Annotated in this window: 19 protein-coding genes; 13 read left to right on the plus strand and 6 right to left on the minus strand. The window is 64.2% G+C overall.

Features of this window, described 5'->3' with window-relative positions:
* Positions 1-3 precede the first annotated feature (3 nt).
* A complete protein-coding gene (locus AC0969_RS12105) occupies positions 4-1,236 on the minus strand; it encodes a LysM peptidoglycan-binding domain-containing protein (RefSeq protein ID WP_479624392.1) in 1,233 nt (410 codons plus the stop codon).
* Positions 1,237-1,463: 227 nt separating this feature from the next.
* Here AC0969_RS12105 and def point away from each other — a divergent pair, with 227 nt between their 5' ends.
* The 6 genes from def (at position 1,464) to AC0969_RS12135 (ending at position 5,818) form a co-directional block, all read left to right on the plus strand.
* Positions 1,464-1,985 (plus strand): peptide deformylase, encoded by a 522-nt coding sequence (gene def, locus AC0969_RS12110; protein ID WP_479624393.1) that lies wholly within the window; start codon positions 1,464-1,466, stop codon positions 1,983-1,985.
* Positions 1,985-2,965, plus strand: a complete 981-nt coding sequence (gene fmt, locus AC0969_RS12115) for a methionyl-tRNA formyltransferase (protein ID WP_479624394.1) — start codon at positions 1,985-1,987, stop codon at positions 2,963-2,965. Before def ends, fmt begins: the two co-directional genes overlap by 1 nt.
* On the plus strand, positions 2,946-3,671 hold the full coding sequence (locus tag AC0969_RS12120) for an AzlC family ABC transporter permease (RefSeq protein ID WP_479624436.1): 726 nt from the start codon (positions 2,946-2,948) through the stop codon (positions 3,669-3,671). Before fmt ends, AC0969_RS12120 begins: the two co-directional genes overlap by 20 nt.
* Positions 3,668-4,006 (plus strand): AzlD domain-containing protein, encoded by a 339-nt coding sequence (locus AC0969_RS12125; RefSeq protein WP_479624395.1) that lies wholly within the window; start codon positions 3,668-3,670, stop codon positions 4,004-4,006. The genes AC0969_RS12120 and AC0969_RS12125 overlap by 4 nt, the downstream gene beginning before the upstream one ends.
* A 63-nt stretch (positions 4,007-4,069) precedes the next feature.
* Positions 4,070-5,260, plus strand: coding sequence for a phosphoglycerate kinase (locus tag AC0969_RS12130; protein WP_479624396.1), 1,191 nt, complete (start codon positions 4,070-4,072; stop codon positions 5,258-5,260).
* Positions 5,261-5,323: 63 nt separating this feature from the next.
* A complete protein-coding gene (locus tag AC0969_RS12135; protein WP_479624397.1) occupies positions 5,324-5,818 on the plus strand; it encodes a hemerythrin domain-containing protein in 495 nt (164 codons plus the stop codon).
* A gap of 44 nt (positions 5,819-5,862) precedes the next feature.
* Here AC0969_RS12135 and AC0969_RS12140 read toward each other — a convergent pair whose 3' ends face one another.
* Both AC0969_RS12140 and AC0969_RS12145 read right to left on the minus strand, forming a co-directional pair.
* Complete coding sequence (locus AC0969_RS12140; RefSeq protein ID WP_479624398.1) at positions 5,863-6,453, minus strand: OmpW/AlkL family protein; 591 nt, start codon at positions 6,451-6,453, stop codon at positions 5,863-5,865.
* Positions 6,454-6,580: 127 nt separating this feature from the next.
* A complete protein-coding gene (locus AC0969_RS12145) occupies positions 6,581-7,684 on the minus strand; it encodes a fatty acid desaturase (RefSeq protein ID WP_479624399.1) in 1,104 nt (367 codons plus the stop codon).
* A 276-nt stretch (positions 7,685-7,960) separates the two neighbouring features.
* Between AC0969_RS12145 and pyk the strand changes: the two genes are divergently transcribed.
* Positions 7,961-9,394: a pyruvate kinase gene (gene pyk, locus AC0969_RS12150; protein ID WP_479624400.1), complete on the plus strand. Its 1,434-nt coding sequence runs from the start codon at positions 7,961-7,963 to the stop codon at positions 9,392-9,394.
* Between the two features lie 153 nt (positions 9,395-9,547).
* On the opposite strand, the gene AC0969_RS12155 is transcribed toward pyk, so the two are convergent.
* On the minus strand, positions 9,548-11,278 hold the full coding sequence (locus AC0969_RS12155) for a phosphoethanolamine transferase (protein WP_479624401.1): 1,731 nt from the start codon (positions 11,276-11,278) through the stop codon (positions 9,548-9,550).
* Positions 11,265-11,936 carry a phosphatase PAP2 family protein gene (locus AC0969_RS12160; protein WP_479624402.1) on the minus strand — a complete coding sequence of 224 codons (672 nt, stop codon included), beginning with the start codon at positions 11,934-11,936 and terminating at the stop codon, positions 11,265-11,267. The genes AC0969_RS12155 and AC0969_RS12160 overlap by 14 nt, the downstream gene beginning before the upstream one ends.
* Before the next feature lie 58 nt (positions 11,937-11,994).
* Here AC0969_RS12160 and AC0969_RS12165 point away from each other — a divergent pair, with 58 nt between their 5' ends.
* The 6 genes from AC0969_RS12165 (at position 11,995) to AC0969_RS12190 (ending at position 17,064) form a co-directional block, all read left to right on the plus strand.
* Positions 11,995-12,675 (plus strand): response regulator, encoded by a 681-nt coding sequence (locus tag AC0969_RS12165; RefSeq protein WP_479624403.1) that lies wholly within the window; start codon positions 11,995-11,997, stop codon positions 12,673-12,675.
* Positions 12,672-14,039 (plus strand): ATP-binding protein, encoded by a 1,368-nt coding sequence (locus AC0969_RS12170; RefSeq protein ID WP_479624404.1) that lies wholly within the window; start codon positions 12,672-12,674, stop codon positions 14,037-14,039. The genes AC0969_RS12165 and AC0969_RS12170 overlap by 4 nt, the downstream gene beginning before the upstream one ends.
* A 69-nt stretch (positions 14,040-14,108) precedes the next feature.
* Complete coding sequence (fba, locus tag AC0969_RS12175; RefSeq protein ID WP_479624405.1) at positions 14,109-15,173, plus strand: class II fructose-bisphosphate aldolase; 1,065 nt, start codon at positions 14,109-14,111, stop codon at positions 15,171-15,173.
* 122 nt (positions 15,174-15,295) lie between these two features.
* Positions 15,296-15,772, plus strand: a complete 477-nt coding sequence (locus AC0969_RS12180) for a YidB family protein (protein ID WP_479624406.1) — start codon at positions 15,296-15,298, stop codon at positions 15,770-15,772.
* A 102-nt stretch (positions 15,773-15,874) separates the two neighbouring features.
* Positions 15,875-16,912, plus strand: coding sequence for a serine/threonine protein kinase (locus AC0969_RS12185; protein WP_479624407.1), 1,038 nt, complete (start codon positions 15,875-15,877; stop codon positions 16,910-16,912).
* Complete coding sequence (locus AC0969_RS12190) at positions 16,909-17,064, plus strand: hypothetical protein (RefSeq protein WP_479624408.1); 156 nt, start codon at positions 16,909-16,911, stop codon at positions 17,062-17,064. Before AC0969_RS12185 ends, AC0969_RS12190 begins: the two co-directional genes overlap by 4 nt.
* Here AC0969_RS12190 and AC0969_RS12195 read toward each other — a convergent pair.
* A complete protein-coding gene (locus tag AC0969_RS12195) occupies positions 17,061-18,047 on the minus strand; it encodes a Stealth CR1 domain-containing protein (protein WP_479624409.1) in 987 nt (328 codons plus the stop codon). The two genes, AC0969_RS12190 and AC0969_RS12195, sit on opposite strands and share 4 nt — an antisense overlap.
* Between the last annotated feature and the right edge of the window lie 29 nt (positions 18,048-18,076).

Here is an 18,076-nt window from a genome sequence, read left to right on the forward strand (position 1 = left end):
TTTTTAGTTCGGCGTGGTCAGCCGGTCGCCAATTTTTACGCCGGTTTTGATTTCCATGATCAGACCGTAAGACAGCCGCTCGAACGGACGGAACACCATCAGCAGACCATTGCGCTCATCGGGTAGCTTGATCATGGCCTTGGTGGGGTCGGTGGAGTCGCGCAGACGGGCCCCGTCGGACAGCAACGTCAGCACATGGCCGCGTTCGATGCCGTCGCGCGTGCCTTTGTTGATGACCACAATCTGATTTTGTGCGGCGTTGGCCACGGCGCTGCCGTACACCGAAACGATGCGGCCTTCGATATTCTGCGCCGGGGCGCGGGGCACAAAGTTCAGCAGTTCACGCTCAGGCTCCGGCATCAGGCGGTCGCCCACGCGGATTTCTTCCTTGGCCGAAACGATGTCGATGGTGGCGGGAATGATGTCCAAAAACTGTTTTCCGTCGCGGTCCAGGTCTTTGGAGGTGCGCTGTACTTCGCCGGTGGTGAGCACCGCTTTGCCAACGTACTGGGTCTCAAAGCCCAAGATTTCGCCGGTGCTAGGATCTTTCAGCGGCGTGGCATTGCGCATCACGCGAAAGTTATACGGCTGGCCTTTGGCATCGGTCAACGGCGCATTGGCCGGACCCCGGGCGTAGGCACGATCGCCCCGGCTCAGCATCACATGGTCCTCTTGCGTGGCCACAATGCGCGGCGCCATCGCCAGCGCGTTTTCGTCCACGATCAAAGGTTCGGACAAAAACGGCTCGATCAGATGGGTTTGCAGTGTGGGCAAGGCGTTGTCGGTCAATTTTTCAATGCGGGTGCGCGGTGACAGGCGCACCGTGCGCATGCCGTCACCCGACTGCGATTGCTCCGACAGAAGCATCGCGCGACCGTCTTTTTTAAGCAACAAAAGTTGCTGTCCGGGATAAATAAGGTGGGGGTTGCGAATGTCTTGTTGGTTCATGCCCCACAGCTCGGGCCAACGCCACGGGGTGGTGAGAAACAAACCGGAAATGGCCCACAAGGTATCGCCCGTCTTGACCGTGTAGCGGTCGGGAGCGTTGGGGGCCAATGCACTCAGTGGTACGCCGTTGTGGGCTACCTGGCTGGCGGTCGCCTGCTGCGCTGGGGTGATGGGATAGTTTTGTGCCTGCGCCACAGGGCCCCACAAGCTCGCCGACAAGGCCGTCAACAGCATGGCCACCGTGGCAACTGCTCCACGTGAACCCACTCCCGCTTTTCTGTATTTCATATTTGGTTGCACCACAAATGCCCGTCGGTGCCGCGATGGCGATGCGCCTCTCAAAAGACGTGAATGCGACGGAAAACTAAAGACAAATTACGCGCGATTCTGCGCCCAAGCCCCTAGCGGGGCAATGAATATTGGCCCGCGCCGTTTTATCAGACCTCAAAAGTAGCGAAAATAGAGACAACACGACTTACGCGGTGCCTAAGTCCCAGCAATTTCGGCGAGATCCCATGGCGTTACTTTCAATTCTTCAATATCCAGACCCCAAGCTCCACACCTTAGCACGACCCGTGCAGGCGGTAGACGCGCGCATCCAGACTTTAATCGCCGACATGGTGGAAACCATGTACGACGCGAACGGCATCGGTCTGGCCGCCACCCAGGTGAACATCCATGAACGCCTGGTGGTGATCGACGTGTCGGAAGAGCACAACGATCCCCTGGTGTTGATCAACCCTGAAATCGTGTGGGCCAGCGATGAGCGGGTGCTGAACGAAGAGGGCTGCCTGTCGGTTCCCGGTATTTACGACGGCGTTGAGCGCTCTACCCAAGTGCGGGTGCAGGCGCTGGACGGTAACGGCCAGTCGCGCACCATCGAAGCCGAGGGCCTGCTGGCCATTTGCATCCAGCACGAGCTGGACCACCTGCTGGGCAAGGTGTTTGTGGAATACCTGTCGCCGCTGAAGCGCAACCGCATCAAAAGCAAAATGCTCAAGACCCGCCGCACGCAGGGCCGGGAAGACGTGGCCTGATGCGCGTCATTTTTGCTGGCACGCCTGAATTTGCCCAGACCGCGCTGGCCCGGTTGCAGGCCGCTGGCCACACCATCGTGCTGGTGCTCACCCAGCCCGACCGCCCCGCCGGGCGCGGCATGAAGCTGCAAGCATCGCCCGTCAAACAACACGCACTGGTCCACGGCATTCCCGTGGCCCAGCCGCGCAGTCTGCGGCTGGATGGCAAATACGCTGAGGACGCAGCCGCCGCCCAGGCACTGCTGCAAGCGGCCCAGGCCGATGTGATGGTGGTGGTGGCCTACGGGCTGATCCTGCCGCAGTGGGTTCTGAACGTGCCGCGCCACGGCTGCCTGAACATCCACGCCAGCCTGCTGCCGCGCTGGCGTGGTGCGGCCCCCATCCACCGCGCCATCGAGGCCGGCGACACCCAGACCGGCGTGGCCATCATGCAGATGGATGCCGGGCTGGATACCGGTGCCATGCTGCTGGTGGAGGCGCTGCCGATCACCAGTACCGACACCACCGGCAGCCTGCACGACGCGCTGGCAGCACTGGGCGGGCGCATGGTGGTGCAAGCCCTGGCGCAGCTGGATACTTTGCTACCCGTGCCCCAGCCTACCGAAGGCATTACCTACGCCCACAAGATCGAAAAGCGCGAGGCGGCCATCGACTGGTCGCAAAGCGCCGACGCCATCGTGCGCCGCGTCCGCGCGTTCAACCCCTTTCCCGGCGCGGCCACGCTGCTGGCGGGCGAGAGCCTGAAAGTCTGGGCTGCGTTGGCGTCGGATGCGCCCTTGCCCGCAGGCATAGATTTTGGATCAATTGTGACTGTAACGTCCGAATACATTGCGGTAGCAGCTATGAATTCAATAGTAAACATCACCCAGGTACAGCGCCCCGGTGGCAAACGCTTGGCCGTGGCCGACTTCTTGCATGGCTGCAACGTGCAGCCCGGCATGGTGTTCGAGAGCCCCCTTGATGTTTCTGAAACGCGCTAACCGCAGCCACCCGGAATTCCGCGTCGGCGCATCCGAGATGTGGCCGCAAGCCCCTGGCATGCTGGCCTGGGGCCTGATGACCGGCGTGGCGATGGCCAAGTCGGGCATGGGCCTGTTCGAGGCGCTGCTGATGACGCTGACCGTGTTTGCCGGTAGCTCCCAGCTGGCGGCCGCGCCCTTGCTGACGGCCAATGCACCGGCCTGGGTGATTTTGGCCACCGGCTTTTGCGTCAACCTGCGCTTTGTGGTGTTCAGCCTGCACCTGCGCCCCTACCTGATGCACCTGCCTTGGCTAGAGCGCATTGGCCACGGCTACCTGACCACCGACATGACCTACGTGATGTTTACCCGGCGCTTCGCCCATCCTGGCGACACGGCCGAGGCCCGACACGCCCAAGAAGCGTACCTGGCGGGCAGCAACAGCGCCTGCTGGATCAGCTGGATGCCCGCCAGCGTGGCCGGTGTGGTGCTGGCCAACTTCATCCCCACCGCCTGGGGCCTGGGGTTTGCGGGCATCCTGTGCCTGATCGGCATTTTGTGTTCGCTGGCCAGCACCCGGCTGCGCATCGTCTCGGCGGTGGTGGCGGCCACGGTGGCGATTTCGGCCTACCACCTGCCGTTCAAGCTCAACATCGTGGTGGCCATCGCCATGGCCGTACTGGCCTGCATGAGCATTGAAAAAATCTACGCCAGGAAGCTGCCATGAACCTGCCGATCAACTGGCACACCGTGGCCATCATCGTCGGGCTGGCGGCCATCACCGTCATCACCCGCTGCTTCTTCTTTTTGAGCCGCAAATCTGCTGGTCTGCCGCACTGGGCCCAGCGCGGCCTGCAATACGCCCCGATTGCCGCCCTGTCCGCCGTGGTGCTACCCGAAGTGCTGATGACCCAAGGCCACCTGCTCACCACCTGGCTGGACGCCCGGCTGTTTGGCGCGGCAGCGGGCACGCTGGTGTACTTCTGGCGGCGCGACGTGCTGCTGACCATCGTGGTCGGCATGGCGGTGTATTTGCCGCTGCATCTTGGCCTAGGCTGGTAACTTAGCCAGCGGCAGCGCTCCTAGAATGGCGGGTTTACCCCTCCAACCTACCGAGACACCGCCATGAACGTCATCCGCTTTTCCGATCTGTGCGCCCAGGGCCAAGCCGCCGGCCAACGTGTTTTTATCCGCGCCGACCTGAACGTGCCGCAAGACGATGCCGGAGCCATCACCGAAGACACCCGCATCCGTGCTTCGGTGCCGTGCATCCAGATGGCGCTGGACGCAGGTGCGGCGGTGATGGTGACCTCGCACTTGGGCCGCCCCACCGAGGGCGCATTCAAACCCGCAGATTCGCTGGCCCCCGTGGCCAAGCGCCTGGGCGAGCTGCTGGGTCGTGAAGTACCGCTGGTGTCCCACTGGGTCGATGGCGTGACTGTGGCCCCCGGCCAGGTCGTGCTGCTGGAAAACTGCCGCGTCAATGTGGGTGAAAAGAAGAACAGCCCCGAACTGGCGCAGAAGATGGCCGCGTTGTGCGACATCTTTGTGAACGACGCGTTCGGCACCGCCCACCGCGCCGAGGGCACCACCTACGGCATCGCCGAATACGCCAAGATCGCCTGCGCAGGCCCGCTGCTGGCGGCCGAGATCGACGCTATCACCAAGGCCCTGGCCCATCCCCAGCGCCCGCTGGTGGCCATCGTGGCGGGCTCCAAGGTGTCCACCAAACTCACCATCCTGAAGAGTCTGGCCGACAAGGTGGACCAGCTGATTGTGGGCGGCGGCATTGCCAACACCTTCATGCTGGCCGCAGGTTTGAAGATCGGCAAATCGCTGGCCGAAGCCGACTTGGTGGACCAGGCCAAGGCCGTGATCGAAGCCATGAAAGCCCGTGGCGCGGCGGTGCCGATTCCCACCGACGTGGTCACCGCCAAAACCTTCTCGGCCGATGCCGTGGCCACCGTCAAGGCCGCCACCGATGTGGCCGATGACGACCTGATCCTGGACATCGGCCCGCAAACCGCTGCCGCCCTGGCGCTGCAACTCAAGTCAGCGGGCACCATTGTCTGGAACGGCCCGGTCGGCGTGTTCGAGTTCGACGCGTTTGCCCACGGCACCGAAACGATTGCCCGCGCGATTGCCGAAAGTGCTGCGTTTTCGATAGCTGGTGGTGGAGACACACTGGCCGCTATTGCCAAATATGGCATTGAAAAACAGATCGGCTACATCTCCACCGGCGGCGGCGCTTTCCTGGAAATCCTGGAAGGCAAAACCCTGCCCGCGTTCGAGATTCTGCAAAAGCGCGCAGCCTGATCTACATCAAGGGCGGTTCGCCCGAGGGCCGATACGCTCCTGAGCAACTTCAGGAGAAATCGTATGGCTTTGTTGGAATGGTCGGACGCGCTGTCCTTGGACTTGGCGTGTATGGACGACACCCACCGCGAGTTCGTGGACTTGCTGGCGGTGGTGGTGTCTGCGCCGGATGCTGACTTGCTGCGGGTGTGGCGCGCACTGATCGTGCACACCGAAGCGCATTTTGGCCAGGAGGACCGCTGGATGCAGGCGACCCGGTTTGCCTCGGTCAACTGCCACAGCATGCAGCACAAAGTGGTGCTCACCGTGATGCACGAAGGCGCGGTGCAGGGGCAGGCGGGGAATCTGCCCTGCATACGGGAGATGGCATCCGAACTCGGCCCCTGGTTTCTCCAGCACGCCCAGAGCATGGACGCGGCGCTGGCCTTGCATGTGCGCCGGGTGGGTTTTGACCCGCTCACCGGACAGATTGCCAGCCCAGATGCCTTGCCTGCCACGCCCATCCACGGCTGTGGCGGTACCGACTGCACTGACGTACGGGCGGCCGCCATGGCCTGAAAACGGGCTCTGTCAAAAAGCGCCGTTATCGGCGCTTTTTTTATTTAGAAGCGCCAGCCCAGGCCGATGCCGAACAGCACCGGGTCCACCTTGAACGTGCCCAGCGTGCTCCCCGCCGCCGCAACGTCGGTGCGGATATAGACCTTTTTCACGTCGATGTTCAAGCTAAGGTGGGGGGCCAGCGGAATGTCTACGCCCGCCTGGAGCGCAGGGCCGAAGCTGTTGCGGTCCACCGTGACACCTGCGGGCAGGTCCACAGAGCTGATCCGGGTGTAGTTCAGGCCCGCGCCCACATAGGGTTTAAAGCCGGGGGCCTGGAAATGGTATTGCAGCGTCAAGGTGGGCGGCAGGTGCTTGAAGCTGCCAATCGGCGTGCCACTGGCGCTCAGGGTTTGCTTTTGGGGCACCGTCAGCACCAGTTCGGCGGCGATCTGCGGGGTGAAGAAGTAGCTGATATCCAGCTCAGGCAACCATTTGTTGTTGATGGACAAGGCCAGCGGCGTGCTATCGCCGTTGCTGCTGTCCAGATGCACGGCACGGGCCCGTACCAGCCAAGGGCCTTCGCTGCCGGGCTGGGCAAATGCAGGGGCCGACACCAAGGCGCACAGAGCGAGGGCCCAGAGGGAGTTTTTCATGTTTTTTTCATCCAATGCATGGGAACATTCCCATACCCTGGATTACAAAAGAGGCGGACCCCAGGCGGTTTGCGTCGGGTCAAAGCCGGGGCGCGCCCAGATTGCGTTACATCAATAGTGGGCGGGTTTACGCAGCGCCCCGGGGCTTGGGCGGGCTGGTGGCAAGGCCCGCAAAGTCGGTCCAGCAGTTGCGGCTGAAGTCGTACAGCTTGCAGTTGCGGGCGGTGTCGAAATACCAGCGCCACGAAAACGGCTGGATGATGATGCGCTCGGGCAGCAGCTCTTCCAGCTTGGCTTGGGCTTCTTTCAGGCGGTACAGCGGGATGCTCATGTCCACGTGGTGGGCGGTGTGCTCCATGATGTGGTGGACCAGCGCGCCAAACTGGAGCGGAAAGGTCAGGTGCACCGTGGTCGATACAAACGGCTGGGCGCGCAGCCAGATGGCCCGGTCATCGTGCCACGACACCTTCACGTGCGTGTGGTGGCCATAGATCACAAAGCCCATCATGTTGAACCAGAAGAACATCGGCACGGCAAAGCCCAGCAGCAGCAGCAGTGCCACCGATTGCTCGGTCGCCAACGCGGCGGCCACCAGCGCCGCTATCCAGACCAGGGCAAAGGCGCTGACCAGCAAGCAGTCCCAGGTGAAGATGGCGCGGTTGGTATTGCCCATTTGTGATTGGGGCGGAAACATCATCTTCTTCCACCAGATCTCCACCATGTAGTACATGCCCGGCCCCCAGCCGCTGCGGTAGATGCGTTGCAGCAGCCGGCCCACGGGCGACAGCGCGGCGTATTCCGCCTGCGTCAGCGGGGCCCAGACAAAATCCACGCCCTTGAGGTTGGTAAAGCCGTGGTGCACCACGTTGTGGCCCACGTCCCACAGGCTGTAGGCGGTGAGCGACGGCAAAAACGCGATGCGGCCCAGCCATTTGTTCAGGCGGCGGTGCGGCGTCAGGCTTTGGTGGCAGCCGTCGTGGCCGATGACGAACAGGCGGCCAATCACGAAGCCTGCGGCCAGTCCACACAGCAATTTGGCCCATGCCGGTGCCAGCAGCACGGTGCCCGCCAGCAGGCTGGCGAGCAAAACGTAGTCAAAAACCAACAGGTATACCGCCCGCAGCGTGGTGCGCTGGGACAGCGGAATCAGCCAGGACCGGATCACCTTGCGGTGCGGCAAAGGTTCGCCGGGTGCCAGCGGTAGAGGGGATGGTTCAATCGAAGAAGACATGGCAAAACACGGGTAACGTGAGGGTTCGGATGGGTGAATTGCCTAGCGGGGCGGAGGGCCCGCGCATGGGTACGCAAATCAGCAGTTGGATGCTATACGCAGGGGGCGGCTGCGGTACTGACCAAGATCAAAGTGTGGACGAAATGTTCAAGCATGGTAACTTTGTACCATGCCTCAATGCCAGCGGTGGAACAAGGGTTTTCATGCTTGTCTTGTAACCTTTTGGTAACTATTTTCGTGTGAGAATGGAAACTAAATTACAACGGAGACTCTGTCATGCCCCGCCTTGCCACCAAAATTGTTGCCACCCTCGGCCCTGCTTCCAACACCCCGGAAATCCTGGAGCAGTTGATTCGGGCCGGTGTCAACGTCGTGCGGCTGAACTTCAGCCACGGCAAGGCGCAAGACCACATTGACCGCGCCATGATGGTCCGCGAAGCCGCCAAACGGGCCGGTGTGGAAGTGGCCATCATGGCCGACCTGCAAGGCCCCAAGATCCGCGTCGGCAAGTTTGCCGACAACAAAGTCATGCTGGAGCCAGGCCAGAAATTCGTGCTCGACGCGGCCCGCACCGAGCTGGGCGACATTGACGCCGTGGGCTTGGACTACAAATCATTGCCACGCGAAGTCAAGGCGGGCGACGTGCTGTTGCTCAACGACGGCCTGATCGTGATGACGGTGGAGGCCGTGCGCGGCGATGCGGTGCACTGCATCGTCAAGCTCGGCGGCGAGTTGTCCAACAACAAAGGCATCAACAAGCAGGGTGGCGGCCTAACCGCCCCGGCCCTGACCGCCAAGGACATGGAGGACATCCGCACCGCGATGAGCTTCCAGGCCGACTACGTGGCCGTGAGCTTCCCCAAGAACGCCACCGACATGGAAATGGCCCGCCAGTTGTGCAACGTGGCCGCTGCCGAGTTCAACCACCGGCCCGGCCTGATCGCCAAGATCGAGCGTGCCGAAGCCATCCCGCACCTGCAATCCATTCTGGATGCCAGCGACGGCATCATGGTGGCGCGCGGTGATTTGGCGGTCGAGGTGGGCAACGCTGCCGTACCCGCTTTGCAAAAACGCATGATCCGCATGGCCCGCGCCAGCGACAAGGTGGTGATTACCGCCACCCAGATGATGGAAAGCATGATCACCAACCCGGTGCCGACCCGCGCCGAGGTAAGCGACGTGGCCAACGCCGTGCTGGACGGCACCGATGCCGTGATGCTGAGCGCCGAAACCGCCGCCGGTAAATTCCCGCTGGAAACCGTGCTGGAAATGGCCAACATCTGCCGCGAAGCCGAAAAAGCCGAATATGGCGAACTGGAAGCCGACTTCAAGGGCAAAACCTTCAGCCGCATCGACCAGTCCATCGCCATGGGCGCCCTGTTTACCGCCCAGCATTTGGGTGCCAAAGCCATTGTGGCCATGACCGACAGCGGCTCCACCGCCCTGTGGATGAGCCGCCACAGCATCCACGTGCCGATCTATGCACTTACACCGCGCCTGGCCACCCAGCGCAAGATGGCGCTGTACCGCAACGTGCTGCCGCTGTTAATGGATGCCAGCAGCGACCGCGACACCGCGCTGGAGCAGGCCGAGCGCCACCTCACCAAGCGCGGCATCGTGCAACGCGGGGATATCTATGCCATCACCTGCGGCGAACCTATGGGCGCACCCGGCGGCACCAATATGCTGAAGATTTGCCAAGTCAGCTGATCCACCCGCCTGGCAGGGCTTTGCGTCCTGCGTCCCACTGCATGCAGGGTCCAGGCCCTGCATTTCTATTAGGACTTACGCAGCGCCCTCTGTAGTGCCCATTGGGCGCACAGAGGGTCTTGCGTAAGTCCTGTCTATTTGAGCAGAGCCTTTTCAGGCCCCTGTCGCACAGTGCCGGTACAGGTCCAGCGCCGGGCGGTAGACCCCGGTCTGCACCCCCATCAGGCCCAGCACCGAGTGGAAAAAATTGTCGTGCGAAATGCGCGCCGCTGCCTGTTGTTGCAGGCAGGCCGGTGCAATGCCGCTGCGCTGCGTGAACGCCGGGGATAGCCAGGTGATCCACGGCACCTGCTTTTGCACATCCGGGGCCACGGCATACGGCAAGCCGTGCAGGTAAATGTTGTTCTCGCCCAGTGATTCACCGTGGTCGGCCACGTACTGCATGGCGGTATCCCACTGGCCGGAGCGGGCTTGCAGCCACTGCACCACCCCGTCCAGCAGAAAGTCGGTTTCCACAATCGTGTTGTCGTAGGCATTGGTGATGCTCGCCTGGCTGCATTCCTGCAAGGCGCTGCTCAGACATTCCGGGCCAAATTGTTTGCGCTGCGCCGCGCTACGGCGGCTGTAGGCCGGGCCGTGGCCGCCCATTTGGTGCAGAACCACCACCACGCCTTGGGCGCGGGCGGCGGCGGGCAGGGCGGCGATGCGCGCGTCCAGGCCGTGCAGCATCACCGCATCGAAGCATTCCGCACCCTCGCACAAGCCCAGTCCCGAGGAGTCGGGCACTGGCACTCCGGTGGTGCTGGCGCTGACCACCCGGTCGCACACGCCCTTGCAGCCCGACTGGTTGTCTACCCACAGCACGGCCAGTCCGGCGCGTTGCAGCACGTCGAGCAGGCCTTCAGTATCGGCATCGCGGGCGCTGTAGCCCTCGCGTCCTAGCGGCGAAAACATGCACGGCACCGAGGCGGCGGTGCTGGTGCCGCAGGACCAGGCGTTGGTAAAGCTCACCAACTGGCCAAATTTGGCCTGGGCTTGCAGCAGCGGCGTGGTGTTGCGGGCGTAGCCGTTGATGCCGAAGTTGCCGCTGCGGGCGGTTTCGCCCAGCACCAATACCAGCAGCGGTGGACGGCTAGGGGCGCTGGCATTGGCCGCCAAATGTGCGTCCTCGCCCAGCGGCAGCAGCGGCCCGGTGTGGGCCACCTTGGGGTGTGCCAGACGGGCCACGGCGTACACGCTGTTGAGCGGGTTGACCAGGTAGCGCAGCTGGGTGTGGTTGCGCATCAGGCTTGCCATATTTTGGTAAATAAGGCCTGTAGCGCATATAGATATTGCGCAGTAAGCTATAAAATATATAGCATTCTTGCCGTGCGCCTTTGCCCCCTGCGGGTAGCGCAACACGGCCCGCCAAAGCCACCAGGCCGGTGCGCCCGCCAGCCCGGCGATGGTTAGCAGCAGCCGCCAGTGCAGCAGGTCGGCGGCTTCGCGCACATCGGTTTGCAGGGCATTGGTCAGCATGGTCGCGTCGATCACGATGCCGTAGCTCAGCATGAAGTAACTGCCCACGGCGGTCACCACCAGCAGCACGGTGAGCACCGGCTTGAGCAACCAGCGGGGTGCCAACAGGGTCAGCAGCGACACCAGGGCGCCCAGCAAGGCGGCAACGCCTAGCCCCAACCCCAGGGCCAAACGCAAACCGGCCACGCCCTGTAGCGCGCCCAATGGGTGCAAAGCCTGCCACAGCGCCAGATTGCCCACGCTGGCCATCCACAGGCACAGCAGCACGGTGGCGGTGTGCGGATGCCAATCGGCAGTGCGCGTCAGTGGGTTCCAGGCGGCCCCGGGCAACACGTGGCCGTGCTGGATTGACTTATGCTTGCGCATGGCGGCCTCCTGCCCAGTGCTGGTGGGCCGCATCGCCGATCCAGGCTACTGCCCAGCACAGCCAGGCGGTCCACAGCGTATGGCTGGCGTAGTGCGCGCCGCGCATCTGCTGTGCTAGCCCGAACACCGTACCGGCCAGCATGGCCCCCATGAGCCAGCGGCGTGCGATGTTCGGCTGCGCCCGGTAAACGAAATAGCCGCCCAGAAACGAAAACCCCGCCGTGGCGTGCCCCGCCGGGAAGCAGCGGCCACTGCCACCATCGTGCAAGGTCCACTGCCAATGCGATATGTGCTGTGCCACGCCGCCAAACGCATGCATATCCCAGGGGCAGCTGCTGGCGCTGGAGGACTTGAGGATGGAGACCGCCAATGCCCCGGCGATGGGCGTGATGGCCAGCTGGATGCGCCGCGACATCGGTAGCTGCACTAACGGGCCAAACGGCAGCACCGCCCCCACGCACAACGCCAGCACCAGTGCCCAGGCCAGCAAGCGCCCGCCCTCGTGCAGCACCGTGGACAGCAGCCAGTGGTCGCGCAGCGCAAAGCCTTGGCTGTTGCCAAACCACGCAGCCACCGGCACATCCCAGCCGCTAGCATCCCACGCCAGCAGCACGCCCAGGGCCAAAACGGTGGCCCACCCCTGTTTTTCAATTTGCATGGGGGCGAGTCTTGGGGCCGCGCATTAAGCCACCCTTAAGGGCCGCACAATACGGCCCATGCGCATCTTGGTAGTAGAAGACGACACGGGCATTGCCCTCGGCCTCAGCGTAGGCCTGCGCCAGCGCGGCTATGCCGTGGATCTGGTGGGCAACCTGGCCGCTGCGTGGAGCGCGCTGTGCGTCGAGCCGTTTGACCTGGTACTGCTCGACCTGGGCCTGCCCGACGGCGATGGCCGCAGCCTGCTGGAGCGGGTGCGCAGCAGCAACGCAGCCCTGCCCGATGCCCACACCCCGGTGCTGATCATGACCGCGCGCGACGCGGTGGCCTCGCGCATCGAGGGCCTGGACTCGGGGGCCGACGACTACGTGACCAAACCCTTCGATGCCGATGAGCTAGAGGCCCGCATGCGCGCCCTGCTGCGCCGCGCCGCCGGGCGGGCGCAGCCGCTGCTGACCCTGGGCGCCCTGTCGCTCAACCCCGCCACCCGCAGCGTGCACCAAGCCGGGCAGCTGGTGGCCTTGTCGGGGCGCGAATATGCGGTGCTGCTGGCCCTGCTGCAAGCCCGGGGCCGGGTGCTGTCGCGGGCGCAGATTGAGACCACGCTGTACAGCTTCGACCAGCTGCTGGAGAGCAACGCGATCGAGGTCCACATCCACCACCTGCGCAAAAAACTCGGTGCCGCGCTGATCCAGACCCTGCGCGGCGTGGGCTACTTTGTGCCGCAGGAGCCCGCATGACCCGCCGGAGCAGCTCGTTGACCCGGCACCTGCTGGTCTGGGCCCTGGGGGCGCTGGTGGTAGTGTGGCTGGGCTTTATGGTGGTAGGCGTGCAAACCGGGCGGCACGAGTCCGATGAACTGACCGACGGCCACCTAGCCGGTGTCTCGGCCCTGCTGTTGCGCCAGCAAGGCGGCACATTTACCGCCGACGATGTACGGCCCCTGGCCGGGACCCACCCAGACTTGAAAAACCACGACTACCAACAGTCGCTAAGTGTGGTGGTGTGGGATGCGGCGGGCCGGGTGCTGACCTACACCGGCGTGGCCGCACTGCCCGCCTTTGCGCAGGACGAAGGCTTTGTCGATCTGCAACTCGGCCCCCAGGCCACGCACTGGCGCGGCTTTGCCCGTTGGGATGCCGACGGCCCGGCCCGCACCCGCCGGGTAATGGTGCTGCTGAGCACCGAAGAACGCGACGACCTGGCCTGGGACATTGCCGAGCAGATGGTCTTGCCCAGCCTGTGGCTGCTGCCGGTGGTGGCGCTGGCGCTGGGCCTGGCGATACGCCGTGGTCTGCGACCACTGCACTTGCTGTCGGCCGATGTGCATGCGCTGGACGTGGCCCAGGCCAGCACCTTGCAGGCCCGGCACCCGCACACCGAGTTCGAGGCGGTGGTGGTGGCCATCAACATCCTGGTGGCCCGCCAGCAGGCCGCCCTGCAACAGGAGCGGGCGCTGGCCGATGAAGTGGCCCACGAACTGCGCACCCCGCTGGCCTCCCTGGCCCTGCTGGCGCGGGCCCTGCAAGGCCCGCTGTCAGAGGCCGAGCGGCAGACCAGCCTGCACCAGCTGGAGGCCGATGCCCTGCGGGCGGGCACCGTGGTGGCGCAGCTGCTGGCGCTGGCCCGCACCAGCCGGGTGGCGCTGGCCGAATCGGCCGAACCGGTGGCGCTGCGGGCGCTGGCCCAGCGCGTGGTGGCCGACTACGCCCCCGCCGCCTGGGTCAGCGGCCATGCGCTGGCGGTCAGCGGCGATGCCGATCCGGTGGTGTCCGGCCACCCGGTGTTGATTGAGCTGGCCCTGCGCAACCTGGTAGAAAACGCCCTGCGCCACACGGCACGCGGCACCGACATCGAGGTCCAGGTGGGCAGCCACCCGGCCGCCGCCTGGCTACAGGTGTGCGATACCGGTGCGCCGGGTGGCCCCGCCCAGGCGGTGGACGGGCTTGGCCTGGGCCACAAAATTGCCCGCCGGGTGGCCGAAGTCCACGGCGGGCAATTGGAGCAGGTCCGCGTTTCGCCGGATGTAGCGGGTAAGCCAAGCCACTGGCACAGCTGTTATCGGCTGACTTTGGCTTGGGGGCCAGCACAGGGAAAACGCTAGAATTGGCCGAGTTACGAAGCGGTTACCAAACTGCCCGGCCCCCATTTTTAACTCTCTGGACCCCCCACCATGGCACTCGTCTCTATGCGCGAACTGTTGGACCATGCCGCCGCCCGCGGCTATGGCATTCCGGCCTTCAACGTCAACAACCTGGAGCAAGTCCAGGCCGTCATGCAAGCCGCCGACGAGGTGGGTGCGCCGGTGATCCTGCAAGCCAGCGCCGGTGCCCGCAAATACGCCGGCGAGCCCTTCATCAAGCACCTGATCCAGGCGGCGGTGGAAACCTGGCCGCACATCCCACTGGTGATGCACCAAGACCACGGCCAAAGCCCCGACATCTGCCAAGGCGCGATCAACCTGGGCTTTAGCTCGGTGATGATGGACGGCTCCTTGCAGTCCGACGGCAAAACCATCGCCAGCTTTGACTACAACGTCGAAGTCACCCGCCAAGTGGTGGCACTGGCGCACCGCGTCGGCGTGACGGTCGAAGGCGAACTGGGCTGCCTGGGCTCGCTAGAAACCATGCAGGGCGACAAGGAAGACGGCCACGGCACCGACGACGTGATGACCATGGCCCAGCTGCTGACCGACCCCGAGCAAGCCGCTGAATTCGTCAAAGCCACCCAGATCGACGCGCTGGCCATCGCCATCGGCACCAGCCACGGCGCTTACAAGTTCACCCGCAAGCCCACCAGCGACATCCTGGCGATCTCGCGCATCAAAGAAATCCACCAGCGCATTCCCAACACCCACTTGGTACTGCACGGCAGCTCCAGCGTGCCGCAAGAGCTGCTGGCCATCATCCGTGCGCACGGCGGCGACATGAAGGAAACCTACGGCGTGCCGGTGGAAGAAATCCAGGAAGCCATCAAACACGGCGTGCGCAAAATCAACATCGACACCGATGTGCGCCTGGCCATGACCGGCGCCATCCGCAAGTACCTGGCAGAAAACCCCGACAAGTTCGACCCCCGCGACTACCTCAAACCCGCCCGCGAAGCCGCCAAGCAGCTGTGCAAGCAGCGCTATTTGGAGTTTGGCTGCGAAGGCCAGGCCGCTGGGGTCAAGGGCCACAGCCTGCAAGTAGTGGCCGGCCATTACGCCCAAGGCCTATTGGCCCAGGTGGTCCACTAAAGCGGTTTTGTACGCCCCGCCCGTGCCTTTCTGATGGTTGACAATGCCGCCTGCAACCTTGGGCTTGTACCCCATGTTGCAAGCGGCATTGCCATTTATCACCCTACCACCAAGGAAACACCATGGGCTTACTCGACTCGGTTCTCGGCGCGGTTTTAAACAACGGCCAACAGCAGCCCCAGGGCGGCTTTGGCGGCTTGGGCGGTGGTTTGGGCGGCATCATCGGCATGCTGGCCAGCAACCCACAGCTGGTCCAGGTGGTCACCGGCATGCTGAGCAACAACAGCGCCACCGGTGGCCTGGGCGGGCTGGCCGACAAATTCAACCAGGCCGGTTTGGGCGATGTGCTGGGTTCGTGGATTGGGAGCGGCCAAAACCAAGCCATCTCGGGCGAGCAACTGGGCAACGTGCTCGGCGCGGACGCACTCTCCGGCCTTGCTGCCCAGCTGGGCCTGAACTCCGGTGAAGCGGCGGATCAGCTGGCCCAGGTGCTGCCCGGCCTGGTAGACCGCCTCACCCCCAATGGCCAGGCTCCGCAAGGCGGCTTGGGCGACAGCAGCGATCTGTTCGGCATGCTGGGCGGATTGCTTCAAAAATAATAGCGCCTCTCGTACGCAGCAATTGCGCTAAGGCCAGAAAAGGCTGAGAACTATGACCCCCGCAGTGCCCGCAACGGCGCGGCGGGCGGCGACAATGCAGCCATGCTGACCCCCACCGAATCCTCTGGCTCCTTTCACGACTACCAGGCCCTGACCCCCGACGTGGTGATGGACGCACTGGCCAGCGTCGGCCTGTTTGGCGATGGCCGCCTGATGGCGCTTAGCTCGTATGAAAACCGGGTCTACCAGGCGCACCTGGAAGACGGCAGCGTGGTGGTGGCCAAGTTCTACCGCCCGCACCGCTGGAGCCACGCGCAAATTCTGGAAGAACACGGCTTCGCCGCCGAACTCATGGCCGCCGAAATCCCCGCCGTGGGCCCGCTGGTGCTGGAAGGCGCCACCCTGCACCACTTTGCCGGATTCGCCTTCAGCGTCAGCCCCAGCCGGGGCGGCCGCGCACCCGAGCTGGACGACTTCGAGGTGCTGGAATGGATAGGCCGCTTCCTGGCCCGCATCCACACCGTGGGGGCCAAGCACGCATTTGTGCACCGCCCGGCGCTAGACCTGCACAGCTTTGGCAGCAGCTCGCGCGACTGGCTGGTGCAGCACGAAATCGTGCCGCTGGACGTGCAGGGCCCGTGGCAGAAAGCCTGCACTGAAGCTCTCGATTTAATAGCTGCCAGCGCACTACCCATAAGCGCTGGAGGCATAAAAGACTCTCAAATAAAAACCCTGCGCCTGCACGGCGACTGCCACCCCGGCAACATCCTCTGGACCCCCACCGACCGCCCCGGCGGCGGCCCGCACTTTGTCGATCTGGACGATGCCCGCACCGGCCCGGCGGTGCAAGACCTGTGGATGCTGCTGAGTGGCGACCGCGCCCAGCGCACCGGCCAACTCAGCGGCCTGGTGGACGGCTACGAGCAGTTCCGCAGCTTTGACCGCCGCGAGCTGGCCCTGATCGAACCCCTGCGCACCCTGCGCCTGATCCACTACAGCGCCTGGCTGGCCCGCCGCTGGAGCGACCCGACCTTCCCGGTCAACTTTCCGTGGTTTGGCAGCAGCGACTACTGGGTGGGCCAAGTCAACATGCTCACCGAGCAGATCGAAGCCATGCAGGAAGAGCCGCTCTACGTATGACGGCGGTGTTATTGCAGCGCGCCGGTATTGCGTGGCCCCCGACCTGGGCCGACGCAGTGCAGCTGGGCGAATACCTGTCCTACCGCGTGGGGGTCTATCTGGTGCTGAACGTGGTGGAAGACCCGGCTTGGTTGGCTTGGGCGTTTTGTTAAATCTCAAACCGCGACGCCAGCGGAAACATCTGCTGCAAGGCATCCCGCACGCGGGCCAAACGCGGGTCGTGCGGCAGTGCGTCGTCGGTGGTGTCGTTGATGCAGAAGAAAGCCAGTTGGCCGTTGTGGGCCACCAGCTGGTCTAAATCCTCGGTGGTGTCGGCATCGCTGGTGCTGACGTAGCGGTGGGCGTAGTCGCGCAGCTGGGCTTGGCCGTGGGCCAGGGCCCAGCGCAGCACAAAGTCGGACACGATGGCGGGCTTGTCCCAGGTGCGGAACACGGTGGAGCGCACCCGGGCAAACATGTCGGGAACGGTGTGCTCCAGCCCGGCCAGCAGCGACTTGCTCAGGGGCCGGGGCGCGTGGGCAAAGGTGCGAAAGGTGGGCTGGTAGCCGGGCACGGGGTGGGCGCGCAGCCACTGGTTGGAGCGGCGGCAGGCGTTGTCCAGGGCGGTGGCATCGGGGCGCAGCGGCTCGTCGCTCACCGGTGGCTCATCCGACCAAGCCACGCACACGCCACCGGGCCAGAACCAGTCGTCCAACACCACCGGTGCTCCAAAAAACACATCGTCGTTGAGGTAGAAAAAGCGCTCCGACAGGCCGGGAATGCGGTGGATGTACGACTCGATGTGGCCGGAATCGAAGGTGGGCAAAGCCGCAGCGGGGATCAGGTCGCGGTGGTCCACCACGCTGATGCCGGGCACAGCGGCCAGCCAGGCCGGGGTTTGCGCATCGGTCACCAGGTAAATGTGGCCGTGGCCGGGGAAGAAGCGCTCCAGCGCCCGCAGGCTGTAACGCAGCTCGTCGTTGTCGCGAAACCGCCCTTCGACGTTGGCATACGCGGCCATGCGGGTGTGGGCGTTGAGCGTGGCGGCGGCCTGCTGGCGTTTGGCGCGCCACACCGGGTCGTGGCCGTCCACCCAGAGGTAGACGATGTCGATGGCAGTAGCCGTGGCGGTGGGGGGCGTGTGGGCGGAGTGCAACCGGCCATGTTAGCGGTATTTGGGGCTTG

This window comes from Rhodoferax sp. LB1P47, assembly GCF_056521445.1.

Coding starts and splice junctions, on each gene's coding strand:
- AC0969_RS12180 (WP_479624406.1), top strand. CDS start 15,296: ATGGGCTTACTCGACTCGGTTCTCGGCGCGGTTTTAAACAACGGCCAA.
- AC0969_RS12105 (WP_479624392.1), bottom strand. CDS start 1,236: ATGAAATACAGAAAAGCGGGAGTGGGTTCACGTGGAGCAGTTGCCACG.
- AC0969_RS12140 (WP_479624398.1), bottom strand. CDS start 6,453: ATGAAAAACTCCCTCTGGGCCCTCGCTCTGTGCGCCTTGGTGTCGGCC.
- AC0969_RS12170 (WP_479624404.1), top strand. CDS start 12,672: ATGACCCGCCGGAGCAGCTCGTTGACCCGGCACCTGCTGGTCTGGGCC.
- AC0969_RS12185 (WP_479624407.1), top strand. CDS start 15,875: ATGCTGACCCCCACCGAATCCTCTGGCTCCTTTCACGACTACCAGGCC.
- AC0969_RS12160 (WP_479624402.1), bottom strand. CDS start 11,936: ATGCAAATTGAAAAACAGGGGTGGGCCACCGTTTTGGCCCTGGGCGTG.
- AC0969_RS12120 (WP_479624436.1), top strand. CDS start 2,946: ATGTTTCTGAAACGCGCTAACCGCAGCCACCCGGAATTCCGCGTCGGC.
- AC0969_RS12165 (WP_479624403.1), top strand. CDS start 11,995: ATGCGCATCTTGGTAGTAGAAGACGACACGGGCATTGCCCTCGGCCTC.
- def (WP_479624393.1), top strand. CDS start 1,464: ATGGCGTTACTTTCAATTCTTCAATATCCAGACCCCAAGCTCCACACC.
- AC0969_RS12135 (WP_479624397.1), top strand. CDS start 5,324: ATGGCTTTGTTGGAATGGTCGGACGCGCTGTCCTTGGACTTGGCGTGT.
- fmt (WP_479624394.1), top strand. CDS start 1,985: ATGCGCGTCATTTTTGCTGGCACGCCTGAATTTGCCCAGACCGCGCTG.
- AC0969_RS12155 (WP_479624401.1), bottom strand. CDS start 11,278: ATGCGCAAGCATAAGTCAATCCAGCACGGCCACGTGTTGCCCGGGGCC.
- AC0969_RS12145 (WP_479624399.1), bottom strand. CDS start 7,684: ATGTCTTCTTCGATTGAACCATCCCCTCTACCGCTGGCACCCGGCGAA.
- fba (WP_479624405.1), top strand. CDS start 14,109: ATGGCACTCGTCTCTATGCGCGAACTGTTGGACCATGCCGCCGCCCGC.
- pyk (WP_479624400.1), top strand. CDS start 7,961: ATGCCCCGCCTTGCCACCAAAATTGTTGCCACCCTCGGCCCTGCTTCC.
- AC0969_RS12125 (WP_479624395.1), top strand. CDS start 3,668: ATGAACCTGCCGATCAACTGGCACACCGTGGCCATCATCGTCGGGCTG.
- AC0969_RS12190 (WP_479624408.1), top strand. CDS start 16,909: ATGACGGCGGTGTTATTGCAGCGCGCCGGTATTGCGTGGCCCCCGACC.
- AC0969_RS12130 (WP_479624396.1), top strand. CDS start 4,070: ATGAACGTCATCCGCTTTTCCGATCTGTGCGCCCAGGGCCAAGCCGCC.